This window comes from Dankookia sp. P2 (assembly GCF_050632255.1).
Lineage (GTDB): Bacteria > Pseudomonadota > Alphaproteobacteria > Acetobacterales > Acetobacteraceae > Paracraurococcus.
In genome coordinates this window covers 4,072,396-4,090,750 of sequence record NZ_CP192581.1, presented here as the reverse complement: position 1 = coordinate 4,090,750, position 18,355 = coordinate 4,072,396, and the positions used below count along the sequence as shown (strand labels likewise).

Here is an 18,355-nt window from a genome sequence, read left to right as displayed (position 1 = left end):
TGTGCCAGAAGCATGCCCCAGATCAGCGGGATGTCGGTGCCCGGGCGCAGCCGGACATACTCGGTCGCATGCGCCGCGGTGCGGGTGAAGCGCGGGTCGATGACGAACAGGTTGGCCCGGTTCAGCTCCTTGCCGCTCAGCACATGCTGCAGGGAGACCGGATGCGCCTCGGCCGGGTTGCCGCCCATGACGATCATCGTGCGGGCGCGGCGGATGTCGTTGTAGCTATTGGTCTGGGCGCCGTAGCCCCAGGTGTTCGCCACGCCCGCGACGGTGGTGGAGTGGCAGATGCGCGCCTGGTGGTCGACCGTGTTGGTGCCCCAGAAGGCGGCCAGCTTGCGGTAGAGGTAGGCGGCCTCGTTGGTGAACTTGGCGCTGCCCAGCCAGAACACGCTGTCCGGGCCGGAGGTCTCCCGGATGGTGCCGAGCTTCGCCGCGATCTCGTCGAGCGCGGTGTCCCAGGAGATCCGCTGCCACTGCCCCGCCACCAGCTTCATCGGGTATTTCAGCCGGCGGTCGCCATGCACCAGCTTCCGCACGCTGGCGCCCTTGGCGCAATGCGTGCCGCGGTTGATCGGGCTGTCCCAGCTCGGCTCCTGGCCGACCCAGACGCCGCCCTGCACTTCCGCCGTCACGGTGCAGCCGACCGAGCAATGGGTGCAGATGTTCTTCACCCGCGTGACCGGCTTCGCATGGTCCAGCACGCCGGTCGCCGCGCCGCTGGCCGCCGCCCGCCCGGCGCCGAGCGTGCCGAGCGCCGCCAGCCCCGCGCCGCCCAGCCCGGCCCGGGTCAGGAACCCGCGCCTGTCCAGGCCGCCCGAGGACAATCCCGCATAGGTTGACGACAGCCGCGCGCGGGTGGCCCGCGCATCCGAGCGCTTGATCAGCATGGGCTCAGCTTTCGTAGGCGTTGGTGCGGTAGAAGGCCTTCACGTGGTCGCTCTCGCGGTAGCGGGCGGCCAGGCGCTGCGCCTCGCTTTCCTTGCGGGCATCCTTCGCCGGCACCGCGTCGGCGCGCTGCGCCTCGGCCGTGCCGATCCCGGCCGCCGCCGCCGCCGTCCCGAGGCCGAGCGCACGGAGCAGTTCGCGCCGCTCGGAGACCTGCCCATCCCTCGTCCCGCTCATTGCCTGCCTCCCCGGTCTCGATGCCCTGTTCATTGCGGCAGTTCCGCCGCCGCTTGCTCGATCTCGACGGCGACGCGCCCGAGCGTGCCGACGGACCGGTAGAATCGCGCCGCCCCGGCCTTCTCCAGGTCGGCGAAGAACCGCGCCGCCCAGGGCCGCATGTGCTGCGCGAAGAAGGGCCCGGCCTCCTCCGGCCGGCCCAGCCGGCCCTCGATCAGCCCGGAGAGCGTCTCGCAGAGGAAGGCGATATGGTCCTCCGGCTCCGCCACGCCCTCGGTCCGGGCAATGCCGAGCCGGGCGAGGTCGCCGCGCAGCTCGGCCAGCGGCCGCTCGTGCAGGAAGCCGGTGAGGTAGTAGGAGGCATAGGGCAGCAGCTCGCCGCGGCCGACGCCGGTGAAGAGGTCGAAGAACTCGCGCTCCAGCGCCGCCGGCTCGGCCGCCGCGGCGGCGCGGGCCAGGCTGCCGAGCGCCTGGCCGAGCGGTGTCGCGTCGCCGGCCAAGCCGGACAGCCCGCGCAGCAGGCCGACATCCGGAACGGAGGCGAGCAGCCGGGCGAGGAGGCCGAAGAGCTGTGCCCGCTCGGCGTCCACGGCATCCCGATCGACTGCACCTATCGCCACCATCACATCCCGACTTGTTGCGCGATAATGACCGTTTCGTGCGCCCGCGCCCTACCTGAGCTTGCCGGTGAGGTTTGGCAAGATGGCTGTTTCGCAGCCGCGAAATCATTGCCCGCCTGCACGGCGTCGGCGGCTGGCCGGCCCGGCGGCTCAGGCCGGCCGGGCGCCGCGCCGTGCCGGCGCGCCGGGCGGGCTGCGGGCGGCTCGGGCGGCGGCGGCTCGGGCGCCGTCTCGGCCGGCGCCGGCCCGGTCGCGGCAAGCGGCACCGGCGGCCCGGCCGGGTGCTCGGCGACCAGGGCGGGCGGCGGCCCGGCGCCGTGGCGGGCGGTGCCGCCGGCGCCGCCTCGGGCACCTGCCCGTCGGCTGCCGCCTCGGGCGCCTTCTCCTCCTCGACCAGCCCGATCGCCTGGGCCAGCAACCGCTTCACGTCGCCGCCGAGCTCGAGCGAGAAGCCGGCCATGCCGTCCGGGGCGTTGTAGTCCCAGGCATAGTCGGCTGGGCCGACATAGTCGCGGATGGCGGGGTCGAGGGTCCAGGCGCGGCGCAGCGCCGCGCTGCGCAGCGCCGCCGGCACCTGCGGCCGGAGGAAGGGGTGATGTCGCTCTCGGCGGTCAGGCTCTCGACCGGCGGCAGGCTGGCGGGGTCAGATTCCGGCAGGGCTTCCGCCGGGGCTCCGGCGGGGACCTCCGGTGCCGGCTCCGGCGCCGGCGTGGCGATCGCCCCGCGCTTGCGGCGCGACCAGCGGCTGAGGAAGCCCTCGCTCCCGCTCATCCGGCCTGCTCCTCCGGCTCCGGCCTGCCGCCGCGGGCCAGCGCCTCGGGGTCGGCGCGGTCGCGGCGGCGCTTGTGGACGCTGCGCTCGACATGGTGCTCGGCGACGAAGGCCTCGGTCACGGCGCGCAGGCCGGGCGGCATCGGCAGCGCCTCCAGCAGGTCGTTGCCGGCATCGGCATAGACATGCGCCTCCCCGCATCGACGGTGACGAGGTGCAGCGCGAAGCCCGGCGCCGCCTCCGCCTGGCGCAGCACCACCCAGGCGGAGGGCGCGGCGGAGGTCAGGTTGTCGCGGTAGTTGGTGGTGTCGGTCGGGTGCAGCGCCACCTCGGCATGGCCGGCCAGGAACAGGGTGCGGCCCTCGGCCTCGCGCAGCACGGTCCAGGGCGGCGCCTCGGGCGCGTCCTCCAGCACCTCGACCGCGCGCCAGGACCATTCGGCCCAGGGCGTCACGCCGGGGCGCCGCTCGACCAGCACCGCCACCGGGATGCGGAGGGAGCCGGGGACCTCGAGCCGGCCGCTCATGCGCCCTCCCCCGGCAGGGCCAGGGGCAGGCCGACCAGGTTCTGCGGCTTCAGCCGCACCCGCTGCGCCGCATCCATCGCCAGCGCCAGGTAGACCGGCCGTCCCGCCGCCCGTGGCAGCACGCGCGACATCTCCGCGAACTCCAACACGCCCAGCCAGAGAATGCGCGCCAGCCGAACCTGTTTCACCGCCCTGCCCTGCCAGAGATCATTGGCGATGGCTGTGGCTTCCGGGTCGAGCCCGACATGCCAGGTCCAGTTGCGGTCCTCGATCACCGGCACCGGGCGGATCGCCACCCGCTCCCCCATGACATGCAGGACGAAGCGTTCCAGGGCGCGGGCCAGCCCGTGCTGGCCGGGCCGGTCCTCGGCGATGTCGAGGGCGAGGTCATGCGCGTCCGACCGGGCGCGGTAGGAGGCGGCGTTGGCCTCCGACAGCACCTCCAGCTCCACCGCGCGCGGCGCCGCCCCGGCCTCGGTCAGCAGGCGGCCGAGGCTGCCGAGGTCGCCATCGGCGGCCCGGGCGTCGAGGACCTCCTCGTCCGCCAGCAGCGTCGCGCCCTGGTGGATGGCGGCGCGCTGGGGGCGGAAGAAGAGCTCGGCGGCCCGCAGCGCATAGGGGTCGGCCTCCCCGTCCAGGGCGGCGCGGGAGACCAGATGCGTCAGCATCTGCAGGAACAGCGGCGGGATCCCCGCACGTCGCCGCGGAACAGCGCCAGCCAGGCGGCCTCCAGGCTCGGCTGCGCCTGCACCCGGTCGCGGAAGCCGAGGAAGACCTGCCAGTTCTCCCGCGCATCGGCATCGGCGAGCGCCGCCACCTGCGCCGGCGGCACGGCGCGCAGCGGGTCGGCCAGCAGGCTCGTGTGCAGCGCCAGTTCGGCGTCGCAGGCCTCCTCCGGCGGGACCAGCTCCGGCCGGGCGAGGAAGGCGCGCCAGAGGTCGGGGGTCGGCAGCAGCCGGCCGGCGGGATCGCAGTCGCAGAAGAGATGGCCGGAGGCCACCCAGAAATCATCCATGCGGGGGCAGCCTGGTCAGGTCGGGGCGCTCGGGGTCCTCGCCCTCGGTCTGGAGGATGGCGAAGACCGGCAGGGCGCCGAAGTCGCTGTGCGGCGTCTCGCGCCGGTGCAGGGTGCGGAAGCGCTCGCGGACGGCGCCCTCCTCCACCACCCGGGCCAGCGCCAGGACGGTGCCGGGCGGGTGGTCGCAGAGCGAGGCGGCGAAGCCGATCTCCTCCTCCGCCGCGGCGCGGGCGGCGGCGGCGTCCGGCGCGCCATAGGCGGCCAGGATATGCCCGGCCAGCGCCGCCACGGCCTGCTCGCGCTGCCCGGGGGTCGCTTCCGCCACCTCGACCAGGGTGGACCAGCCGAAGGAGCCGAGGCCGAGGAAGCCGGCGCGGGATTCCTGCCGCCGCTTGCCCGTCAGCGCCGCCGGATCCTCGTCCCAGAAGGCGAAGCTGCCGGGCACCGCCCATTCGCCGGGCTCGGCCGCGGCGGTGAAGACGACGAAGTCGGAGGGGTCGAGGCGGAGGGTGCGGGGGAGCTTCATGGGGTGCGCAGGAAAGACTGGGGAGGGAAACAGGTGTTCCCTCCCCGGGCCCCTCCCTTCCCTTTTGTGGGTCGGGACCTTCCGCGTGGCGAGTGCCGGACTCGGAAAAAAAGATGAGGGGGTCCGGGGGAGAATACCTTCTCCCCCGGCCTTGCCTTGCCGCACCTCACGCCAGCGCCTCCCGCAGAGACCGGCTGATCCGCACCCCGTCCCGATCCAGAACCAGGTCGCCCGTCGCCGGATCGATCCCGCGCCGCTGGCCCGGGACCTCGCGTTCGTCGATCAGCCGCGCCAGGAAGTGCTCCGACAGCCGGCGCGGGCCGCGCGCCTGCCAGTCGTCGAGGCCGGCCATCAGGTGCCGCGCCCAGCCCGCGGTCAGCTCGGCCGCGGTCAGCCCCTCCCAGCCCTCCTCGGCCAGGCCAGTCAGGTCGGGCCGCTCGCCCGGCTCGACCGGCAGGGTCAGGGCGATCCGCGCCTCCATCCCCACCACCAGCCAGGCGGGGATGTCATCCTCCGCGCAGCCGGGCGGGGCGGCCAGGCGGACCGCGCCGCAGGCCGCGCCATTGACCCGCAGCGTGCCGGGCCAGGCAGATTCCACCGGGATCTCCGGCGGGCCGTCCGCCGCCAGCGCATCGGCCAGGGCGTTGGCGGCGGCCAGGAAGGCGAGCCGCGCGGCCGAGAGCGGCAGTTCCGGCTCCAGCACCACCGCCGCCTCCGCCCGGCCGGAGGAGCGCACCCAGGCCAGCGTACCGGCCCCTCGCGTCGGCGCCAGGGCCAGGGCGCGCGCCATCGCATCGCCGCCCTCGCGCAGCGGGACGGGGTCGAAGACGCTGGGCAGGTCGGGCAGGTCGGGGGTCAGGGTCGGCAGCGGCTCCGGGCCATGGGTCGCAAGCGGCTGAGCGGCGGCATATATGCGCCCTGCCCCGCCGCGCCCAGGCGGAGGCCCCGAGGAGAATGACTTTCGGATGACCGAGCGGGACCGGCACGTCGCCCCGGAAGGACGCGGAACACTATGCTTCGTCTGCAGCTGCGAGGACACGATGGTCCTCGACGGCCGGGCGCTCGCCCACGGCTGCGCTGCCCGGGGGGCGAGCTGCGCACCGCCGAGCAGCTCTGCCGCGCCCAGCTCGACCGCTTCCTCGGCGCGCTCGGGGAAGGCCGCCCCGTCACCGTCGCCTGCACCCAGGAGGCGCCGCTCTTCGCCCAGGAGGCCGAGGCGGCGGGCAGCACGGCGCCGCTCGACTTCGTCAATCTGCGGGAGCAGGCCGGCTGGGCGCGGAGGGCGCGGCGGCCGGGCCGAAGATGGCCGGGCTGCTGGCCGCCGCGGCGGTGCCGCTGCCGCCGGTGCCGCTGGTCCCGCTGCGGAGCGAGGGGGTGACGCTGGTGCTCGGCCGCGACGCCGGCGCCATCGCCGCCGCCGAGCGGCTGGCCGACCGGCTGGACCTGACCGTGCTGCTGACCGGGGCGGAGCCGGTCGCCCCTGTGCGGACCGCCGGCTTCCCGGTGCTGCGCGGCCGGGCGCGCAACGCGACCGGCTGGCTCGGCAATTTCGACGTCACCGTGGACGGCTACGCGGCGCCGAGCCCGGCCTCCCGCGACACCTATCGCTGGGGCCCGGCCAAGGACGGCGCGGCGAGCCGTTGCGACATCATCCTCGACCTGACCGGCGGCGCGCCGCTGTTCCCGGCGCATGAGGTGCGGCAGGGCTATCTCCGCGCCGACCCGGCCGATGCGGCGGCGGTGGAACGCGCGGTCGCCGCGGCCGCCGGCCTGGTCGGCGAATTCGACAAGCCGCGCTTCGTCAGCTTCGACGCCGGCCTCTGCGCGCATGGCCGCAACCGGCGGACCGGCTGCACCCGCTGCCTCGAGCTCTGCCCGACCGGGGCGATCACCCCCGGCAAGGACAGCGTCCTCATCAGCGCCGAGATCTGCGCCGGCTGCGGCGCCTGCGCCGCGGTCTGCCCGACCGGCGCCGTGACCTATGCCCTGCCGCCGCCGGCGACGAGCCTGGCCCGGCTGCGCGCCCTGCTGGCTGGGCTTCGCCGAGGCCGGCGGGCGCGACGCGGTGGTGCTGCTGCACGACGCGGCCCATGGCGAGCCGCTGATCGACGCCCTCGCCCGCCACGGCGAGGGCCTTCCCGCCCGGGTCCTGCCGCTGCGGCTGAACGAGGTGGCGCAGGCCGACCTGGCGATCCTGCTCGCGGCCTTCGCCTGGGGCGCGGCGGGGGTGCGGGTGCTGCTGCCGGCCCGGCGTGGGCACGGGACGGAGGGACTGTTCCGCAACCTCAACTACGCCGCCGCGGCGCTGGACGGGCTCGGCCTGGCCGCTGCCCTGCCGCGCGCCGCGGCGATCGAGACCGACGACCCCTTCACCATGGGGGAGGCGCTGGCCCCGCCGCTGGCGCTGCGCGGCGCCGTGGCCCCGGCGCAATTCCTCGCCCTCGGCACGCCGCGGGAGGTGCTGCGCCTGGCGCTCGGCGCGCTGCGCGATCCCGCGGCGCCGGAGGTGGTGCCGATGCCGGAGCGCGCGCCCTTCGGCCTCGCCCGCGTCGCGGCGGATGGCTGCACCCTCTGCCTCGCCTGCACCATGGTCTGCCCGACCGGCGCCTTCAGCGCCAATCCGGAGACGCCGGAGCTTCGCTTCCTCGAGGATGCCTGCGTGCAATGCGGCCTCTGCGCCGCGACCTGCCCGGAGAAGGTCATCACGCTCGAGCCGCGGCTGAACTTCACCGCGGCCGCGGCGCAGCTCGGTGGTGGTGAAGGCGGAGCCGCCGGCGCATTGCACCGTCTGCGCGAAGGCCTTCGGCACCCGCAGCAGCATCGACCGGGTGAAGGCGAAGCTCACCGCCTCCGGCCACTGGATGTTCGCCGACCCGGCGCGCCTCGCGGTGCTCGAGATGTGCGAGGATTGCCGCGCCATCGCCGCCACGCAGTCGCAGGTCGACCCCTATGCCGGCCCGCCGCGCCCGGTGGTGAAGACGACCGAGGACTGGCGGCGGGAGGCGGAGCGGGCGAAGGCCGGCCGGCTCGACGGCTAACCCTACTCGGGCACCATCTCGCCCGAGCCGCCGAACTCCGCCGGGAAGTCCTTCAGCTTCGGCAGCCCGTCCTTCATCCGCAGCACCGTCTCGCCGTAATCGACGTGCACGGCCGGCTGGAAGGCGAGGTCCGGGATGGTGGCGGCGAAGACGTCCACCATCTGCAGCGGCGGGTGCTGCGCCATCAGGTGGCCGCCGCACTTGCTGCAGAATTGCCGGTGGCTCATCTCGGTCTTGGCGAAGGTCGCCACGTGCTCGGCACCCTTGGTGACCTTCACCGCATCCGGCGACCAGAGGCTGAAGGCGTTCACCGGCCCGCCCGACCAGGACCGGCAGGACCGGCAGTGGCAGTAGCCCATCGCATTCGGCGCCCCGGTCACCTCGATCTCGACCGCGCCGCAGAAGCAGGCGCCTTTGTAGGAGCCACTCATCGGTTCGTCCTCCCCTATGCGGCGCGGAGCCTGGCAGGCTCGGCACGTGCCGCAGCGTGCGCCAGGGCATCGCGTCGACGAAAACACGGGAACGCGATGACGGCTGGCCGGCACCCGACCCGCAAAACGAAACGGCGGGGCTTGGGGAGGGACTGCCTGTTTGCCTCCCCAACCTTCCTGTCAGCCCCGCGCCTCGAGGAAGGCCACGCCCTGGCCGCGCGGCGCGCCGATCACCTCGTCCTCGCGCATCGCCACCTCGCCGCGCAGGATCGCCATCACCGGCCAGCCCGTGCAGCCATGCCCGGCGAAGGGCGTCCAGCCGCAGGGCGAGACGATCCAGTTCTCCTCGATCGTCCGCTGCTTCTTCATGTCGACGATGGTGAAGTCGGCGTCGTAGCCGGCGGCCAGCCGCCCCTTGCCCGTCACGCCATAGACCCGGGCCGGGCCGGCGCACATCAGGTCCGCGAGACGCGAGAGCGAGAGCCGCCCGGCGCTGACATGGTCGAGCATCAGCGGCACGATGGTCTGCACCCCGGTCAGCCCCGCGGCGCAATCCGGCCAGGGGCGTTCCTTCGCCGCGCGGCTGTGCGGCGCATGGTCGGACCCGACCACATCCACCCGCCCGTCGGCGACCGCCGCCCAGGCCGCGTCCATGTGGCGCTGGTCGCGGATCGGCGGGTTCATCACCGCATAGCCGCCGAGGCGGTCATAGGCCTCGTCGGTCTGGGTCAGGTGGTTCAGCAGCACCTCGACCGTGCAGAGGTCGCGGAAGTCGCGGAGGTAGTCGAGCTCCTCGGCCGTTGACACATGTAGGATATGCGCGGGACGCCCGGTCTTCCGCGCCAGCGCCATCAGCCGCCGGGTGCCGAGGAAGGCGCATTCCACGTCGCGCCAGACCATGTGGTTGCGGTGCGGCATGCCGGAGGTGGATTGCGGCTTCCGCTCCTGCAGCCGGTACTCGTCTTCCGAATGGTAGCAGATGCGGCGCCGGCCGCTGCGCATCACCGCTTCCAGCGAGGCATCGTCGGCCACCAGCAGGTCGCCGGTGCTGCTGCCGGCGAAGACCTTCACCGCGCAGACATTGGGCTGCATCTCCAGCGCGGCCAGCTCGCCGATATTCCTCATGCTGGCGCCGACATAGATGCCGACATCGACCCAGGCGCGGCCATCCAGGTAGCCGCGCTTCCAGTCCAGCCGCTCCCGGTCGGTGATGCTGGGCGCGGTGTTCGGCATGTCGAAGACCGCCGTCAGGCCGCCGAGCAGCGCGCCCCTGGTGCCGTGCGACAGGTCCTCCACCGCCGGGTCGCCCGGGTCGCGCAGATGGACATGCGCGTCGATCAGCCCCGGCAGCACATGCAGGCCGCGGCAATCGACCTCGTTCGCCGCATGCGCGGCGCGCAGGTCGCCGAGCGCGGCGATCCGCCCCTCCCGCACGCCCACATCGGTGGTCTCGACGCCCCAGGGCAGCACGCAGGCGCCGCCGCGCAGGATGAGGTCGTAGCTGGTCATGGGGCGGGGATCCTCCTCTCGGGTGCGGGCCCCAGCCTATAGCCCAGCCCGCCGCGCTGGCGGTAGCCATGGTCACGCTGGCGGACCATCCGGCAACCGCCGCGGCGAAGGCCACGTTTTTCCTCCAGCCCCGCGCAGGACGGGTGCGATGCAAAGGGAAGGCACGGCCATGGCATACGACACGAACAGGACGGGCTACCTCAACCGGCTGGAGGCCGAGGGCAACCGCGCGGTCCTGATGGTCGGCGCCGCCGCCATCGGCAGCGTCGTGCTGATGTTCCTGATCGAGAAGGTCTTCTAGCGCGCCAGCGCCTCGAAGACGTCGCCCTCGCTCCGCCGCCCCTCGACATGGCGGCGGTGCCAGAGCGCGTAGAACAGCAGGTGCCAGGCGGCGAAGCCCTTGTGCTTGTCGCCGCCGGCATGGCGGAACAGCGACGCCACCCGGTCCGGCCGGGCGATCTCGGCGATGCCGGCCTGGGCCGCGACCAGCGGGCCGAGCCGGTCGCCCACCTTCTCGATCCAGGCGCCGACCGGCACGGTGAAGCCCTGCTTCGGGGCGAAGGGGTCGCTGCCGGCATGTGCTGCGCCAGCCATTGCCGCAGCAGCCATTTCCCGGTGTGGCCCTGCACCTTCAGCGCATCCGGCAGGCGGAAGGCGGCGGCGGCGACGCCGGCATCCAGCAGCGGCGTGCGGCCCTCGACCCCATGCGCCATCAGGCAACGGTCGAGCTTGATCAGCAGGTCGTTCGGCAGCCAGTCGGCGATGTCGAGCGCCTGCGCCGCCTGCAGCCTCGTCCGCCCGGGCGTCGCCGCCGCCGCCTCGGCCGCGCCGATGCCGTCGCGCCAGCCGGTCGGCGGCGCGCGCAGCACGTCCACGCGGTCGAAGCTGCCATGCCCGCGCGGCGCCTTGCCGCCCAGCCACCAGGGCCGCATCGCCGCGCGGTAGCGGCCATAGCCGCCGAACAGCTCGTCGCCGCCCTCGCCGGAGAGCACCACCTTCACCTCCTGCCGCGCCCGCTGCGCCAGGAACCAGGTGGGGATGATGGCGTAGTCGGCCGCCGGGTCGTCCATGGCGGCGACGATCTTCGGAAGCTCGCGCCAGACCATCGCCTCGGTGACGGCGACGGTGACGTGCCGCGCGCCGGCCGACTTCGCCAGCGCCGCGGCCTGGGCGCGCTCGTCGGCCGCGCCGGGCACGTCGAAGCCGGCGGTGAAGGTGAGAACTGGCCGCTCGTTGAGCCGCGCCATCATCGCCAGCACCGTGGCGCTGTCGACGCCGCCCGACAGGAACATGCCATAGGGCACGTCGCTGCGCTGGTGCAGCAGCACGCTCTCCTCCAGCGCCGCGTCCAGCCGGGCGAGCGCGGCCTCGGCGGTGATGCTCTCCGGCCCGCCTTCCGGCAGCGCGGCGCGGCGGCGCCGCTCGGTCACCGCGCCATCGGCGATGACGATGGTCTCGCCGGGCAGCACGCGGGTGATGCCCTCGAAGATGGTCTCGGCGCCGGTGGTGGATCGCAGCTGCAGCAGCTCGGCCCGCGCCGCGGCGCGGACGCGCGGCCGCACCAGCCCGGCGGCGACCAGCGCCTGCGGCTCCGACGCGAAGGCGATGCCGCCCGGCACTTCCGCGGTGTAGAGCGGCTTGATGCCGAAGGGATCGCGCGCCAGCACCACCTGCCGCGCCGCGCGGTCCTGCACGGCGATCGCGTACATGCCGCGCAGCCCCTCGGCGAAGCCGATGCCGTCGCGTCGCCAGAGATGCAGCGGCGGCTCGCAGTCGCTCTGCGTCGCGCAGCGAAGCTGGTTCGCCGCGCGCAGCTCGCGGTAGTTGTAGACCTCGCCATTGGCGACCAGCGCGGCCGGGCCGGCGAAGAGCGGCTGGTCGCCGGTGACGAGGTCGATGATCGCGAGCCGGGTATGCGCCAGCGCCACGCTGCCCGCGACATGGTGGCCGGCGCCGTCCGGGCCGCGATGCGCCAGCGCGCGGGTCAGCGCCTCCAGCGCCGTGCCGTCCGGCGTGAGCCCCTGGCGCAGGGCGAGGCCGGCCAGGCCGCACATCAGCGGGGCTCCACGGCTTGGATGAACTCGCGCCAGCGGGCGAGGACCGGCGCCTCGGCATGGGCGCGGAGGAATTCGGCGCGGCCGGCGGCGGCAAGGCCGGCCGCGCGGGCCGGCCCGTCGAGCAGCCCGGCGATGGCGGCGGCCAGCGCGGCGGGGTCGTCCTTCGGCACCAGCAATCCCGTCTCCCCGTCGCGGATCAGCTCGACCGGCCCCTGCGCCGCGGCGGCGACGACCGGGCGGGCGGCGGACCAGGCTTCCAGCACCACATTGCCCAGCGGCTCGTGCCGCGACGGGCGAGACGAAGACGTCGCAGGCGGCCAGCAGCGCCCCGGTATCCCGCCGCCAGCCGAGGAAGGCGACGCGCCCGGCCAGGCCGAGCTCCGCCGCCAGGCCTTCCAGCGCGGCGCGCTCGGGTCCCTCCCCGGCCAGCGAGAGATGCGCGCCGGGCAGCCGCGCCAGCGCCCGCAGCAGCGTATCGAACCCCTTGTTGGCATGCAGCCGGCCGAGCGCGAGCAGACGCGGCGCCCCGGCCGGCGCCGGCAGCGCGGCGGGGGCGAGGCCGGCGAAGTCATGCGCGAAATTGGGCACGAAGTGGGTGCGCGCGGCGGGCCAGCCCTGGCCGATGATCCAGTCGCGCAGGTCCCGCGTATTGCCGACCAGGTGGTCGCAATGGCGGTAGTACTTCAGGTCGTAGTAGCCGCCGAGCCGGCCGACCAGGGTCCAGGGCGCGCCGCGCCGCTTCACCGCGCCGGCATGGCGCCCCGCCCGGTTGGCCCAGGCCACCACCACGCGCGGCGCGTGGGCGGCCAGCGCCCGGCCGAGCCGCGGCCGGGTCACCAGATCGAAATAGCCGCCCATGGAGCAGCTCCACCGGCTGCAGCCCGCCGTCCCGCAGCCGCCGCGCTCGCCCCGCCTCCCGCCGGATCACCGCCAGCACCTCCTCCCCGCGGCATGCTGGGCCAGGACGAGGCGCTCGTAGAAGGCCTCGGCGCCGCCCATGGCGGCGCCGGCCATCACATGCGCGATGCGCAAGGGGGCGATGGTGGTCATGCCAGGGCTTCGAAACGGGCGGCGACCTCGTCCCAGCCCGGGCCGGGGCCGCGCGCCAGGGCGGCGCGGTGCATCGCGGACCAGGCAGCATCCTCCGACAGCAGGCGGATCGCCGCCACGGCCGCGGCCGCGTCGCTGCGGGCGACGACGCCGGTCACGCCATCCGCCACCCGCTCCGCCACCGCGCCGAGCGGCGTGACCACGGCGGGCAGGCCGGTCGCCTGGGCCTCGGCCAAAGCGAGGCAGAAGGTCTCGCCGGGATCGCCGCGATAGAGCATCAGGCGGGCCTCGCTGAGCCGGGCGGCCAGGACGGGCCGCGGCAGGGGATCGAAGACGCGGACACCCTGGCCGGCCATGCCGGCGGCCCGGGCGAGCACCGGCGCCGCGCGGGCGGCGAGGCGGGCATCGCCGCCATAGGTGGCCGCCCCGGTGTACAGGTGCAACTCCGCCAGCGGCAACGCCGGGTGGATGCGGGCGGCCCAGAGGTCGAGCAGCCAGTCGAGCCCGCGCAGCCGGGTTGGAGGCGAAGATGGCGACCGGCGGCGGCGGCGGCCGGGGGCCACCGGCGCGTCGAAGGGCGGCGCCAGGGCCAGCGGGATCTCGGCCGGGCGCAGCGGCAGCCAGGCCGGCAGGCTGGCGGAATGCGAGGGGCCGAGGGTGACGACGCGCGGCCAGGCGGCCAGCAGCGGCAGCAGGTGGCGCGGCTTGCGCAGGTAGTTGCCCGGGTTGTGCAGCCAGAGCACCCGCCGCCCGCGTGGCAGCGCCCGGAACAGCCGCGGCAGGCGGTTGGCGACGACGAGGCCGGCCGGCGCCCCGCCGGGCGCCAGCGGCGCCCAGCGCAGCCCGTCGCGGGCCTCGGCGGGCCCGGTGCCGGCGCGCAGTTCCACCTCGTGCCCGCGCCGGGCGAAGGCCGCGGCAAGCAGGGCGAAGGCGGTCTCGACGCCGCCCAGCGGCCGGTCGCCCAGCACGCCCGCGCCGAGCCGCGGGCCTTCGGTGGCCAGGACTATGCGCATCCGCGCGCCTCCGGCACGACCCGCATCAGCCCGGCGGGGCCGGCCGGTGCCGCTCCGGCTCGAGCCTGGCCTTGAGGTGGGAGAGCAGCGGGAAGAGCCCGGCGCAGAGCGCGATCAGCAGGCCCCAGCCGCCCTCCCTGTAGCCCCTGCGCCCGACATAGCACTTGATCCAGCGGGAGACGCAGCGCCGCAGGTTGTCGGGCAAGGAGCCGATCTTCCCCGCCGCCAGCAGGTCGGCCGCCTTGGCCGAGGAATACTTGTCGAGCCGCCGCAGCATGTCGGAGATGTCGCGGTCCACCTCGTGCCGGATGCCGTGCGCGGTGATCCGCGCGCCCTCGGTGCCGGTCCAGTCGAGCCCGGGATGGACGCGCTGGCCGCGCCAGTGCTTGGCGCCGCGGCGGAACAGGATGGGCTTGAGCGTGGTGCCGAAGCTGCCGCCCCAGCCATGCAGGATCAGCCGCTCGCCGACGTAATTGTCGATCCGCACCCGGTGGAAGGCGTGCGGGGAGGCCGCGACGACGCGCCTGACCTCGGCCCAGAGCGCAGGCGGCACCCGCTCGTCGGCGTCCACTTCAAGGATCCAGTCGCCGCTGCAGGCGGCGATGCCGGCATTGCGGCGCTCGCCCTCCAGCTCCCAGCCGCCCTCCAGCAGGCGGGCGCCATGGGCGCGGGCGATCCCGGCGCTGGCATCGGTGCTGCGGTCGAGCACGACGAGGATCTCGTCGGCCTCGGCCAGGCTCGCCAGGCAGGCCGGCAGCCGGGTTTCCTCGTTCCGGGCAACGACGAGCGCCGAGATGCGGGGCAGGGTCACGCAGGCACCTTCGCCGCCAGCAGCCGCTCCGCCGCCGCCAGCGCCAGCTCGAGCGTCAGCCCCGGCATGCTGTCGAGCCCGGGACTGCCCGGCGCGACGGCCGTCGCGGTGCGGCGCCCGGCGGGCGCATAGGCCTCGACCGGCGAGGGGCCGAAGAGGCCGAGGGTCGGCGTGCCGGTCGCGGCCGAGAGGTGCATCAGCCCGCTGTCATTGCCGACGAAGAGGGCGCAGCGCGCCAGCACCGCCGCGACCTCCGGCAGGGAGAGCCCGCCGACCAGGTCCACCGCCTGCTCGCCCAGCGCCGCCAGCACCGGCGCGGCCATGGCGCGTTCCTGCGCCCCCGGCCCGCCGAGGATGGCGGCGCGCGCCCCTCCAGCGGCGCGCCCGGCGCTGTCAGCGCACGGAACAGCGCCACGAAGCGCTCGGCCGGCCAGACCTTGCGATCCCAATTGGCGGTGGGGCCGAGGCCGATCCACGCGCCTTCGCCGGGCAGCAGCGCCGCCGCCCGCGCCCGCTCCGCCGGGCCGAACCAGGCGACCGGCAGCGGCGGCGGGTCGAGGCCGAGCAGCGCACCGAGATGCGCGAGGCGATGCCCCGGCTGCCGCCCGCCGCGCAGCACGTAGCGCCGCTTCGCCCGCACCAGCCAGGAAAAGGCCGAGCCCCGCAGGTCCACCACGATGTCCCAGCGCTGCCCGGCCACCTCGCGCCACAGCCTCCACCAATGCGCCCGGAAGCGGCGCTTGGTCAGCACGATGGTCCAGGCGCGGTTGGGCATGCGGGCGAAGACGCCCTCGGCCACCGGGCCGCAGGCCACCACCACCTTGGCGTGGGGGTAGGTCCGGATCAGGTGGTCCAGCAGCCCGGTGGACAGCACGGCATCGCCGATCCGGGTGGAGGTGATGAAGAGGATGCGCACGGCGCCGCGCCTGTAACACGCCGGCACGCCGATGGGCACCCGTTGCAGCCGGCGGGGGATCGCCCACCTGCACACCATGCCGATCGCGTATCTGCCCGATAGGGGCGTGGTGGAGGTGACGGGCGAGGACCGCGCCGCCTTCCTCCAGGGCCTGGTCACCAACGACGTCGCCGGGGCCGGCCCCGGCACGGCGGTCTTCGCCGCGCTGCTGAGCCCGCAGGGCAAGTGGCTGGCGGAGTTCCTCATCCTGGCGGAGGGGAGCGGCTGCTACTGGATGTCGAGCGGGCGCAGGCGCCGATGCTGGCGCAGAAGCTGTCCCGCTTCCGGCTGCGGTCGAGGGTCGCGGTCCGCGACGCCTCGGCGGATTTCGCCGTGCATGCCGGCTGGGGCGGTGCGCCGGTCCCGGCCGGCATGATCGCCGCGCCCGACCCGCGGCTGCCGGAGGCCGGCTGGCGCGCCCTGGCGCCTGTGCCATTGCCGACTGACGCGACGCCGGAGGACTGGGACCGGCACCGCCTGGCGCTCGGCCTGCCGGAGGGCACGCGCGACCTGGTGCCCGAGCAGACCGTGCTGCTCGAGGCCGGCTATGACGAGCTGCACGGCGTCTCCTGGGCCAAGGGCTGCTACATGGGCCAGGAGCTGACCGCGCGGACCAAGTATCGCGGCCTGCTGAAGCGCCGGCTGGTGCCGGTGGCGGTGGCGGGCCCGCTGCCCGCCCCGGCACCCCGGTGCTCGCGGGCGGGGCGGAGGTTGGCGAGATGCGCTCCGGCCGCGACGGCATGGGCATCGCGCGATTGCGGCTGGAGGCGCTGGACGGCCGCCCGCTGGCCTGCGGCGAGGCGGCGCTGACCCCCGCATCCCCGGCTGGATGGTGCTGCCGGCGCGCGAGCCGGCGGTGTAGGCTGCTGCCCAGGAGGACCGAACCCATGCAACGTCGCCGCCTTGCCGCCGGGATTGCCCTGGCCGCCGCCCCCGCGGGCATCGCCGCCGCGGCGCCCATCCGCCAGCGCGTCGTCTACCATGTCGGGGACGAGGGCGGGCCGGACCACGCGCATTGGCGCACCGCGCTCGGCAACATGCGCAACCATCTCGACGTGGTCGGGGACGGGCTGGAACTGGTCTGCCTGCTGAACTCGACCGGCATCCGCCTGCTGCTGGACGCCGCGGGCAATCCCGAGCTCGGCGCCGATGTCACCGCGCTGCGCCGCCGCGGCGCCCGCTTCCTGGTCTGCGGCAACAGCCTGCGCGGCCAGAAGGTCGCCCGCGAGGCGCTGCTGGCGGTGCCGGAGGGCGACGTCGTCCCGGCCGGAGTGGTCGAGCTGACCCGGCTGCAGCAGGAAGGCTTCGCCTATATCCGCCCCTGACGACCACGGCCCCGACCTGCACGGCCCCGGCGTCCGGGTCCCGCCACCGATCCTGGTCGGGCTGCTGGTCGGGACCGGCTGGCTGCTGCGTCGCGCCGTGCCGGTGCCGGTCAGCACGCCGGCCCCGAACCTCGCCGCGCTGCTGATGGCGCTCGGCATGGCGCTCTCGGTCTGGACGGTGGCGACGATGGTCCGCGCCGGCACCGACCCGCGGCCGGACAAGCCCGACAAGGCGCTGCTGGAACGCGGGCCCTTCCGCCTCAGCCGCAACCCGATCTACCTCGGCTTCCTGGCGGTGACGGCTGGCTTCGCGCTGCACTGGGGCGACCTCTGGCCCTGGCTGGCGCTGGTGCTGTGCTTTCTGGTGCTGGACCGGCATGTGGTGGCGCGGGAGGAGACGTATCTGCGGGCGCGGTTCGGGGCGCCGTATATGGCGTATATGGGGCGGGTCAGGCGGTGGATCTGAAGAAAGGTCGAGGAGGGAAAAGCATTCCCTCCCCGAACCCCACCCTTCCTTTTTCTGAGTCGGCCGCCGCCACGCGGCGAGTGCCAGACCTCACAGAAATACCAGACTCACAGAAATAGATGAGGGGTTGGACGCATGCGTCCAACGGGGGAGGATACCTTCTCCCCCAGCCTTACGCGTTGACCACGCTCCCGCCATTCGGGTGCAGCGTCTGCCCGTTGATGTAGGAGCTGTCGCTCTCGGCCGCGAGGAAGATGTAGCTCGGCGCCACCTCGTCCGGTTGGCCGGCGCGGCCCATCCCGGCGCTCTCGCCATGCTTCGCCGTCTTCTCCTCGTCGAAGCTCGCCGGGATCAGCGGGGTCCAGATCGGCCCCGGCGCCCACCGCGTTCACCCGGATCCGCTTCTGCTGGAACAGCGCCTGGGACAGGCTGCGGGTGAAGGCGAGGATCGCCCCCTTGGTGCTGGCATAGTCCACCAGCTTGCGGGCTGCCCTTGAAGGCGGTGATCGAGGTGGTGTTGATGATCGCGCTGCCGGCGGGCATGTGCTTCAGCGCCGCCTTGGTCACCCAGAACATCCCGAGGATGTTGGTGCGGAAGGTGCGCTCCACCTGGGCCTCGGGGATCTCGGCGAAATCCTCGCAGACATGCTGCTCGGCGGCGTTGTTCACCAGGATGTCGATGCGCCCGCCGAGGGCCTGCGCCGCTTGGTCCACCGCCTCGCGCGCGAAGCCCGGATCGCCGACATCGCCGGCGATCGTCACGCAGGTGCGGCCGGCGGCCTCGACATGCCGCTTCGTCTCCGCGGCATCCTCGTGCTCATCGAGGTAGAGCACCGCGACATCGGCGCCCTCCTTGGCGAAGCCGATGGCGACGGCCCGGCCGATGCCGCTGTCGCCGCCGGTGACGAGCGCGATCTTGCCGCTGAGCTTCCCGCTCGCCTTCCAGTGCTCCATGCGGTCCTGCGGCTGCGGCCGCATCTCCGCCTCGGTGCCGGGCTGGTGGTCCTGGCGCTGCTTCGGCTGCGGGGTCTGCTGGTCGTCCGGCATGGCGATGTCTCCCGTGATCCCGGGCCAACGGGGGCCGGGGCGCGCGGGTTGCCGGGGGCTGCGGAAC

21 protein-coding genes and 7 pseudogenes are annotated in these 18,355 nt (G+C 74.5%); 9 read left to right on the top strand and 19 right to left on the bottom strand.

Features of this window, described 5'->3' with window-relative positions; translation table 11 throughout:
- Nucleotides 1-71: 71 nt before the first annotated feature.
- The 10 genes and pseudogenes from ACQ86J_RS24145 to ACQ86J_RS24100 form a co-directional block, all read right to left on the bottom strand.
- A pseudogene (locus tag ACQ86J_RS24145) lies at nt 72-890 on the bottom strand (molybdopterin-dependent oxidoreductase); the annotation flags it as partial.
- Between the two features lie 4 nt (nt 891-894).
- Nucleotides 895-1,125 carry a hypothetical protein gene (locus tag ACQ86J_RS24140; protein WP_431272742.1) on the bottom strand — a complete coding sequence of 77 codons (231 nt, stop codon included), beginning with the start codon at nt 1,123-1,125 and terminating at the stop codon, nt 895-897.
- Nucleotides 1,126-1,154: 29 nt separating this feature from the next.
- Nucleotides 1,155-1,715, bottom strand: coding sequence for a TorD/DmsD family molecular chaperone (locus ACQ86J_RS24135; RefSeq protein ID WP_431267529.1), 561 nt, complete (start codon nt 1,713-1,715; stop codon nt 1,155-1,157).
- A 550-nt stretch (nt 1,716-2,265) separates the two neighbouring features.
- Nucleotides 2,266-2,319, bottom strand: a pseudogene (locus ACQ86J_RS24130) (hypothetical protein); the annotation flags it as partial.
- Nucleotides 2,320-2,512: 193 nt separating this feature from the next.
- Nucleotides 2,513-2,659, bottom strand: a complete 147-nt coding sequence (locus tag ACQ86J_RS24125) for a hypothetical protein (RefSeq protein WP_431267528.1) — start codon at nt 2,657-2,659, stop codon at nt 2,513-2,515.
- Entirely contained in the window at nt 2,635-3,042 is a 408-nt protein-coding gene (locus ACQ86J_RS24120) for a DUF3305 domain-containing protein (protein ID WP_431267527.1), read from the bottom strand. The genes ACQ86J_RS24125 and ACQ86J_RS24120 overlap by 25 nt, the downstream gene beginning before the upstream one ends.
- The gene (locus tag ACQ86J_RS24115) at nt 3,039-3,710 is read right to left on the bottom strand and encodes a DUF6352 family protein (protein ID WP_431267526.1); all 672 of its coding nucleotides are present in this window, start codon (nt 3,708-3,710) and stop codon (nt 3,039-3,041) included. The genes ACQ86J_RS24120 and ACQ86J_RS24115 overlap by 4 nt, the downstream gene beginning before the upstream one ends.
- Nucleotides 3,704-4,057, bottom strand: a complete 354-nt coding sequence (locus ACQ86J_RS24110) for a DUF6352 family protein (protein ID WP_431267525.1) — start codon at nt 4,055-4,057, stop codon at nt 3,704-3,706. Before ACQ86J_RS24110 ends, ACQ86J_RS24115 begins: the two co-directional genes overlap by 7 nt.
- A complete protein-coding gene (locus tag ACQ86J_RS24105) occupies nt 4,050-4,586 on the bottom strand; it encodes a DUF6505 family protein (RefSeq protein ID WP_431267524.1) in 537 nt (178 codons plus the stop codon). The genes ACQ86J_RS24110 and ACQ86J_RS24105 overlap by 8 nt, the downstream gene beginning before the upstream one ends.
- Before the next feature lie 166 nt (nt 4,587-4,752).
- Complete coding sequence (locus ACQ86J_RS24100) at nt 4,753-5,376, bottom strand: biotin/lipoate--protein ligase family protein (RefSeq protein ID WP_431267523.1); 624 nt, start codon at nt 5,374-5,376, stop codon at nt 4,753-4,755.
- Between the two features lie 222 nt (nt 5,377-5,598).
- Between ACQ86J_RS24100 and ACQ86J_RS24095 the strand changes: the two genes are divergently transcribed.
- From ACQ86J_RS24095 to ACQ86J_RS24080, 4 genes and pseudogenes are all read left to right on the top strand, one after another.
- Nucleotides 5,599-5,964 carry a hypothetical protein gene (locus ACQ86J_RS24095; RefSeq protein ID WP_431267522.1) on the top strand — a complete coding sequence of 122 codons (366 nt, stop codon included), beginning with the start codon at nt 5,599-5,601 and terminating at the stop codon, nt 5,962-5,964.
- Nucleotides 5,889-6,536: pseudogene (locus ACQ86J_RS24090) on the top strand (DUF362 domain-containing protein); the annotation flags it as partial. The gene ACQ86J_RS24095 and the pseudogene ACQ86J_RS24090, both read left to right, overlap by 76 nt.
- Before the next feature lie 31 nt (nt 6,537-6,567).
- Nucleotides 6,568-7,266: pseudogene (locus tag ACQ86J_RS24085) on the top strand (4Fe-4S dicluster domain-containing protein); the annotation flags it as partial.
- 73 nt (nt 7,267-7,339) lie between these two features.
- On the top strand, nt 7,340-7,624 hold the full coding sequence (locus ACQ86J_RS24080; protein ID WP_431267521.1) for a hypothetical protein: 285 nt from the start codon (nt 7,340-7,342) through the stop codon (nt 7,622-7,624).
- Between the two features lie 2 nt (nt 7,625-7,626).
- Here ACQ86J_RS24080 and ACQ86J_RS24075 read toward each other — a convergent pair whose 3' ends face one another.
- Together ACQ86J_RS24075 and ACQ86J_RS24070 are read right to left on the bottom strand one after the other, a co-directional pair.
- Nucleotides 7,627-8,055 carry a GFA family protein gene (locus ACQ86J_RS24075; protein WP_431267520.1) on the bottom strand — a complete coding sequence of 143 codons (429 nt, stop codon included), beginning with the start codon at nt 8,053-8,055 and terminating at the stop codon, nt 7,627-7,629.
- Nucleotides 8,056-8,235: 180 nt separating this feature from the next.
- Nucleotides 8,236-9,564 carry a dihydroorotase gene (locus ACQ86J_RS24070; protein ID WP_431267519.1) on the bottom strand — a complete coding sequence of 443 codons (1,329 nt, stop codon included), beginning with the start codon at nt 9,562-9,564 and terminating at the stop codon, nt 8,236-8,238.
- 169 nt (nt 9,565-9,733) lie between these two features.
- On the opposite strand from ACQ86J_RS24070, the gene ACQ86J_RS24065 reads away from it, so the two are divergent.
- Nucleotides 9,734-9,865, top strand: a complete 132-nt coding sequence (locus ACQ86J_RS24065) for a hypothetical protein (protein WP_431267518.1) — start codon at nt 9,734-9,736, stop codon at nt 9,863-9,865.
- Here ACQ86J_RS24065 and asnB read toward each other — a convergent pair.
- The 5 genes and pseudogenes from asnB to ACQ86J_RS24040 all read right to left on the bottom strand — a co-directional run bounded on the left by asnB (nt 9,862) and on the right by ACQ86J_RS24040 (nt 15,411).
- A pseudogene (asnB, locus tag ACQ86J_RS24060) lies at nt 9,862-11,618 on the bottom strand (asparagine synthase (glutamine-hydrolyzing)). The gene ACQ86J_RS24065 and the pseudogene asnB sit on opposite strands and share 4 nt — an antisense overlap.
- Nucleotides 11,618-12,671 (bottom strand): annotated as a pseudogene (locus ACQ86J_RS24055) (glycosyltransferase). Before ACQ86J_RS24055 ends, asnB begins: the two co-directional pseudogenes overlap by 1 nt.
- Entirely contained in the window at nt 12,668-13,684 is a 1,017-nt protein-coding gene (locus ACQ86J_RS24050; RefSeq protein ID WP_431267517.1) for a glycosyltransferase, read from the bottom strand. The pseudogene ACQ86J_RS24055 and the gene ACQ86J_RS24050 overlap by 4 nt, the downstream one beginning before the upstream one ends.
- A gap of 25 nt (nt 13,685-13,709) precedes the next feature.
- A complete protein-coding gene (locus tag ACQ86J_RS24045; RefSeq protein ID WP_431267516.1) occupies nt 13,710-14,495 on the bottom strand; it encodes a glycosyltransferase family 2 protein in 786 nt (261 codons plus the stop codon).
- Nucleotides 14,492-15,411 (bottom strand): annotated as a pseudogene (locus ACQ86J_RS24040) (glycosyltransferase family 9 protein). Before ACQ86J_RS24040 ends, ACQ86J_RS24045 begins: the two are co-directional and overlap by 4 nt.
- A 76-nt stretch (nt 15,412-15,487) precedes the next feature.
- Here ACQ86J_RS24040 and ACQ86J_RS24035 point away from each other — a divergent pair.
- The 4 genes from ACQ86J_RS24035 to ACQ86J_RS24020 all read left to right on the top strand — a co-directional run bounded on the left by ACQ86J_RS24035 (nt 15,488) and on the right by ACQ86J_RS24020 (nt 17,241).
- Entirely contained in the window at nt 15,488-15,826 is a 339-nt protein-coding gene (locus ACQ86J_RS24035; RefSeq protein ID WP_431267515.1) for a hypothetical protein, read from the top strand.
- Nucleotides 15,709-16,260, top strand: a complete 552-nt coding sequence (locus tag ACQ86J_RS24030; RefSeq protein ID WP_431267514.1) for a YgfZ/GcvT domain-containing protein — start codon at nt 15,709-15,711, stop codon at nt 16,258-16,260. Before ACQ86J_RS24035 ends, ACQ86J_RS24030 begins: the two co-directional genes overlap by 118 nt.
- Before the next feature lie 77 nt (nt 16,261-16,337).
- Entirely contained in the window at nt 16,338-16,775 is a 438-nt protein-coding gene (locus tag ACQ86J_RS24025; RefSeq protein ID WP_431267513.1) for a DsrE family protein, read from the top strand.
- Between the two features lie 97 nt (nt 16,776-16,872).
- Complete coding sequence (locus ACQ86J_RS24020; protein WP_431267512.1) at nt 16,873-17,241, top strand: methyltransferase family protein; 369 nt, start codon at nt 16,873-16,875, stop codon at nt 17,239-17,241.
- A 172-nt stretch (nt 17,242-17,413) separates the two neighbouring features.
- Here the strand turns inward: ACQ86J_RS24020 and ACQ86J_RS24015 are convergent, their stop codons facing one another.
- Together ACQ86J_RS24015 and ACQ86J_RS24010 are read right to left on the bottom strand one after the other, a co-directional pair.
- Complete coding sequence (locus tag ACQ86J_RS24015; protein ID WP_431272510.1) at nt 17,414-17,593, bottom strand: SDR family oxidoreductase; 180 nt, start codon at nt 17,591-17,593, stop codon at nt 17,414-17,416.
- Complete coding sequence (locus ACQ86J_RS24010) at nt 17,593-18,288, bottom strand: SDR family NAD(P)-dependent oxidoreductase (protein WP_431267511.1); 696 nt, start codon at nt 18,286-18,288, stop codon at nt 17,593-17,595. Before ACQ86J_RS24010 ends, ACQ86J_RS24015 begins: the two co-directional genes overlap by 1 nt.
- Between the last annotated feature and the right edge of the window lie 67 nt (nt 18,289-18,355).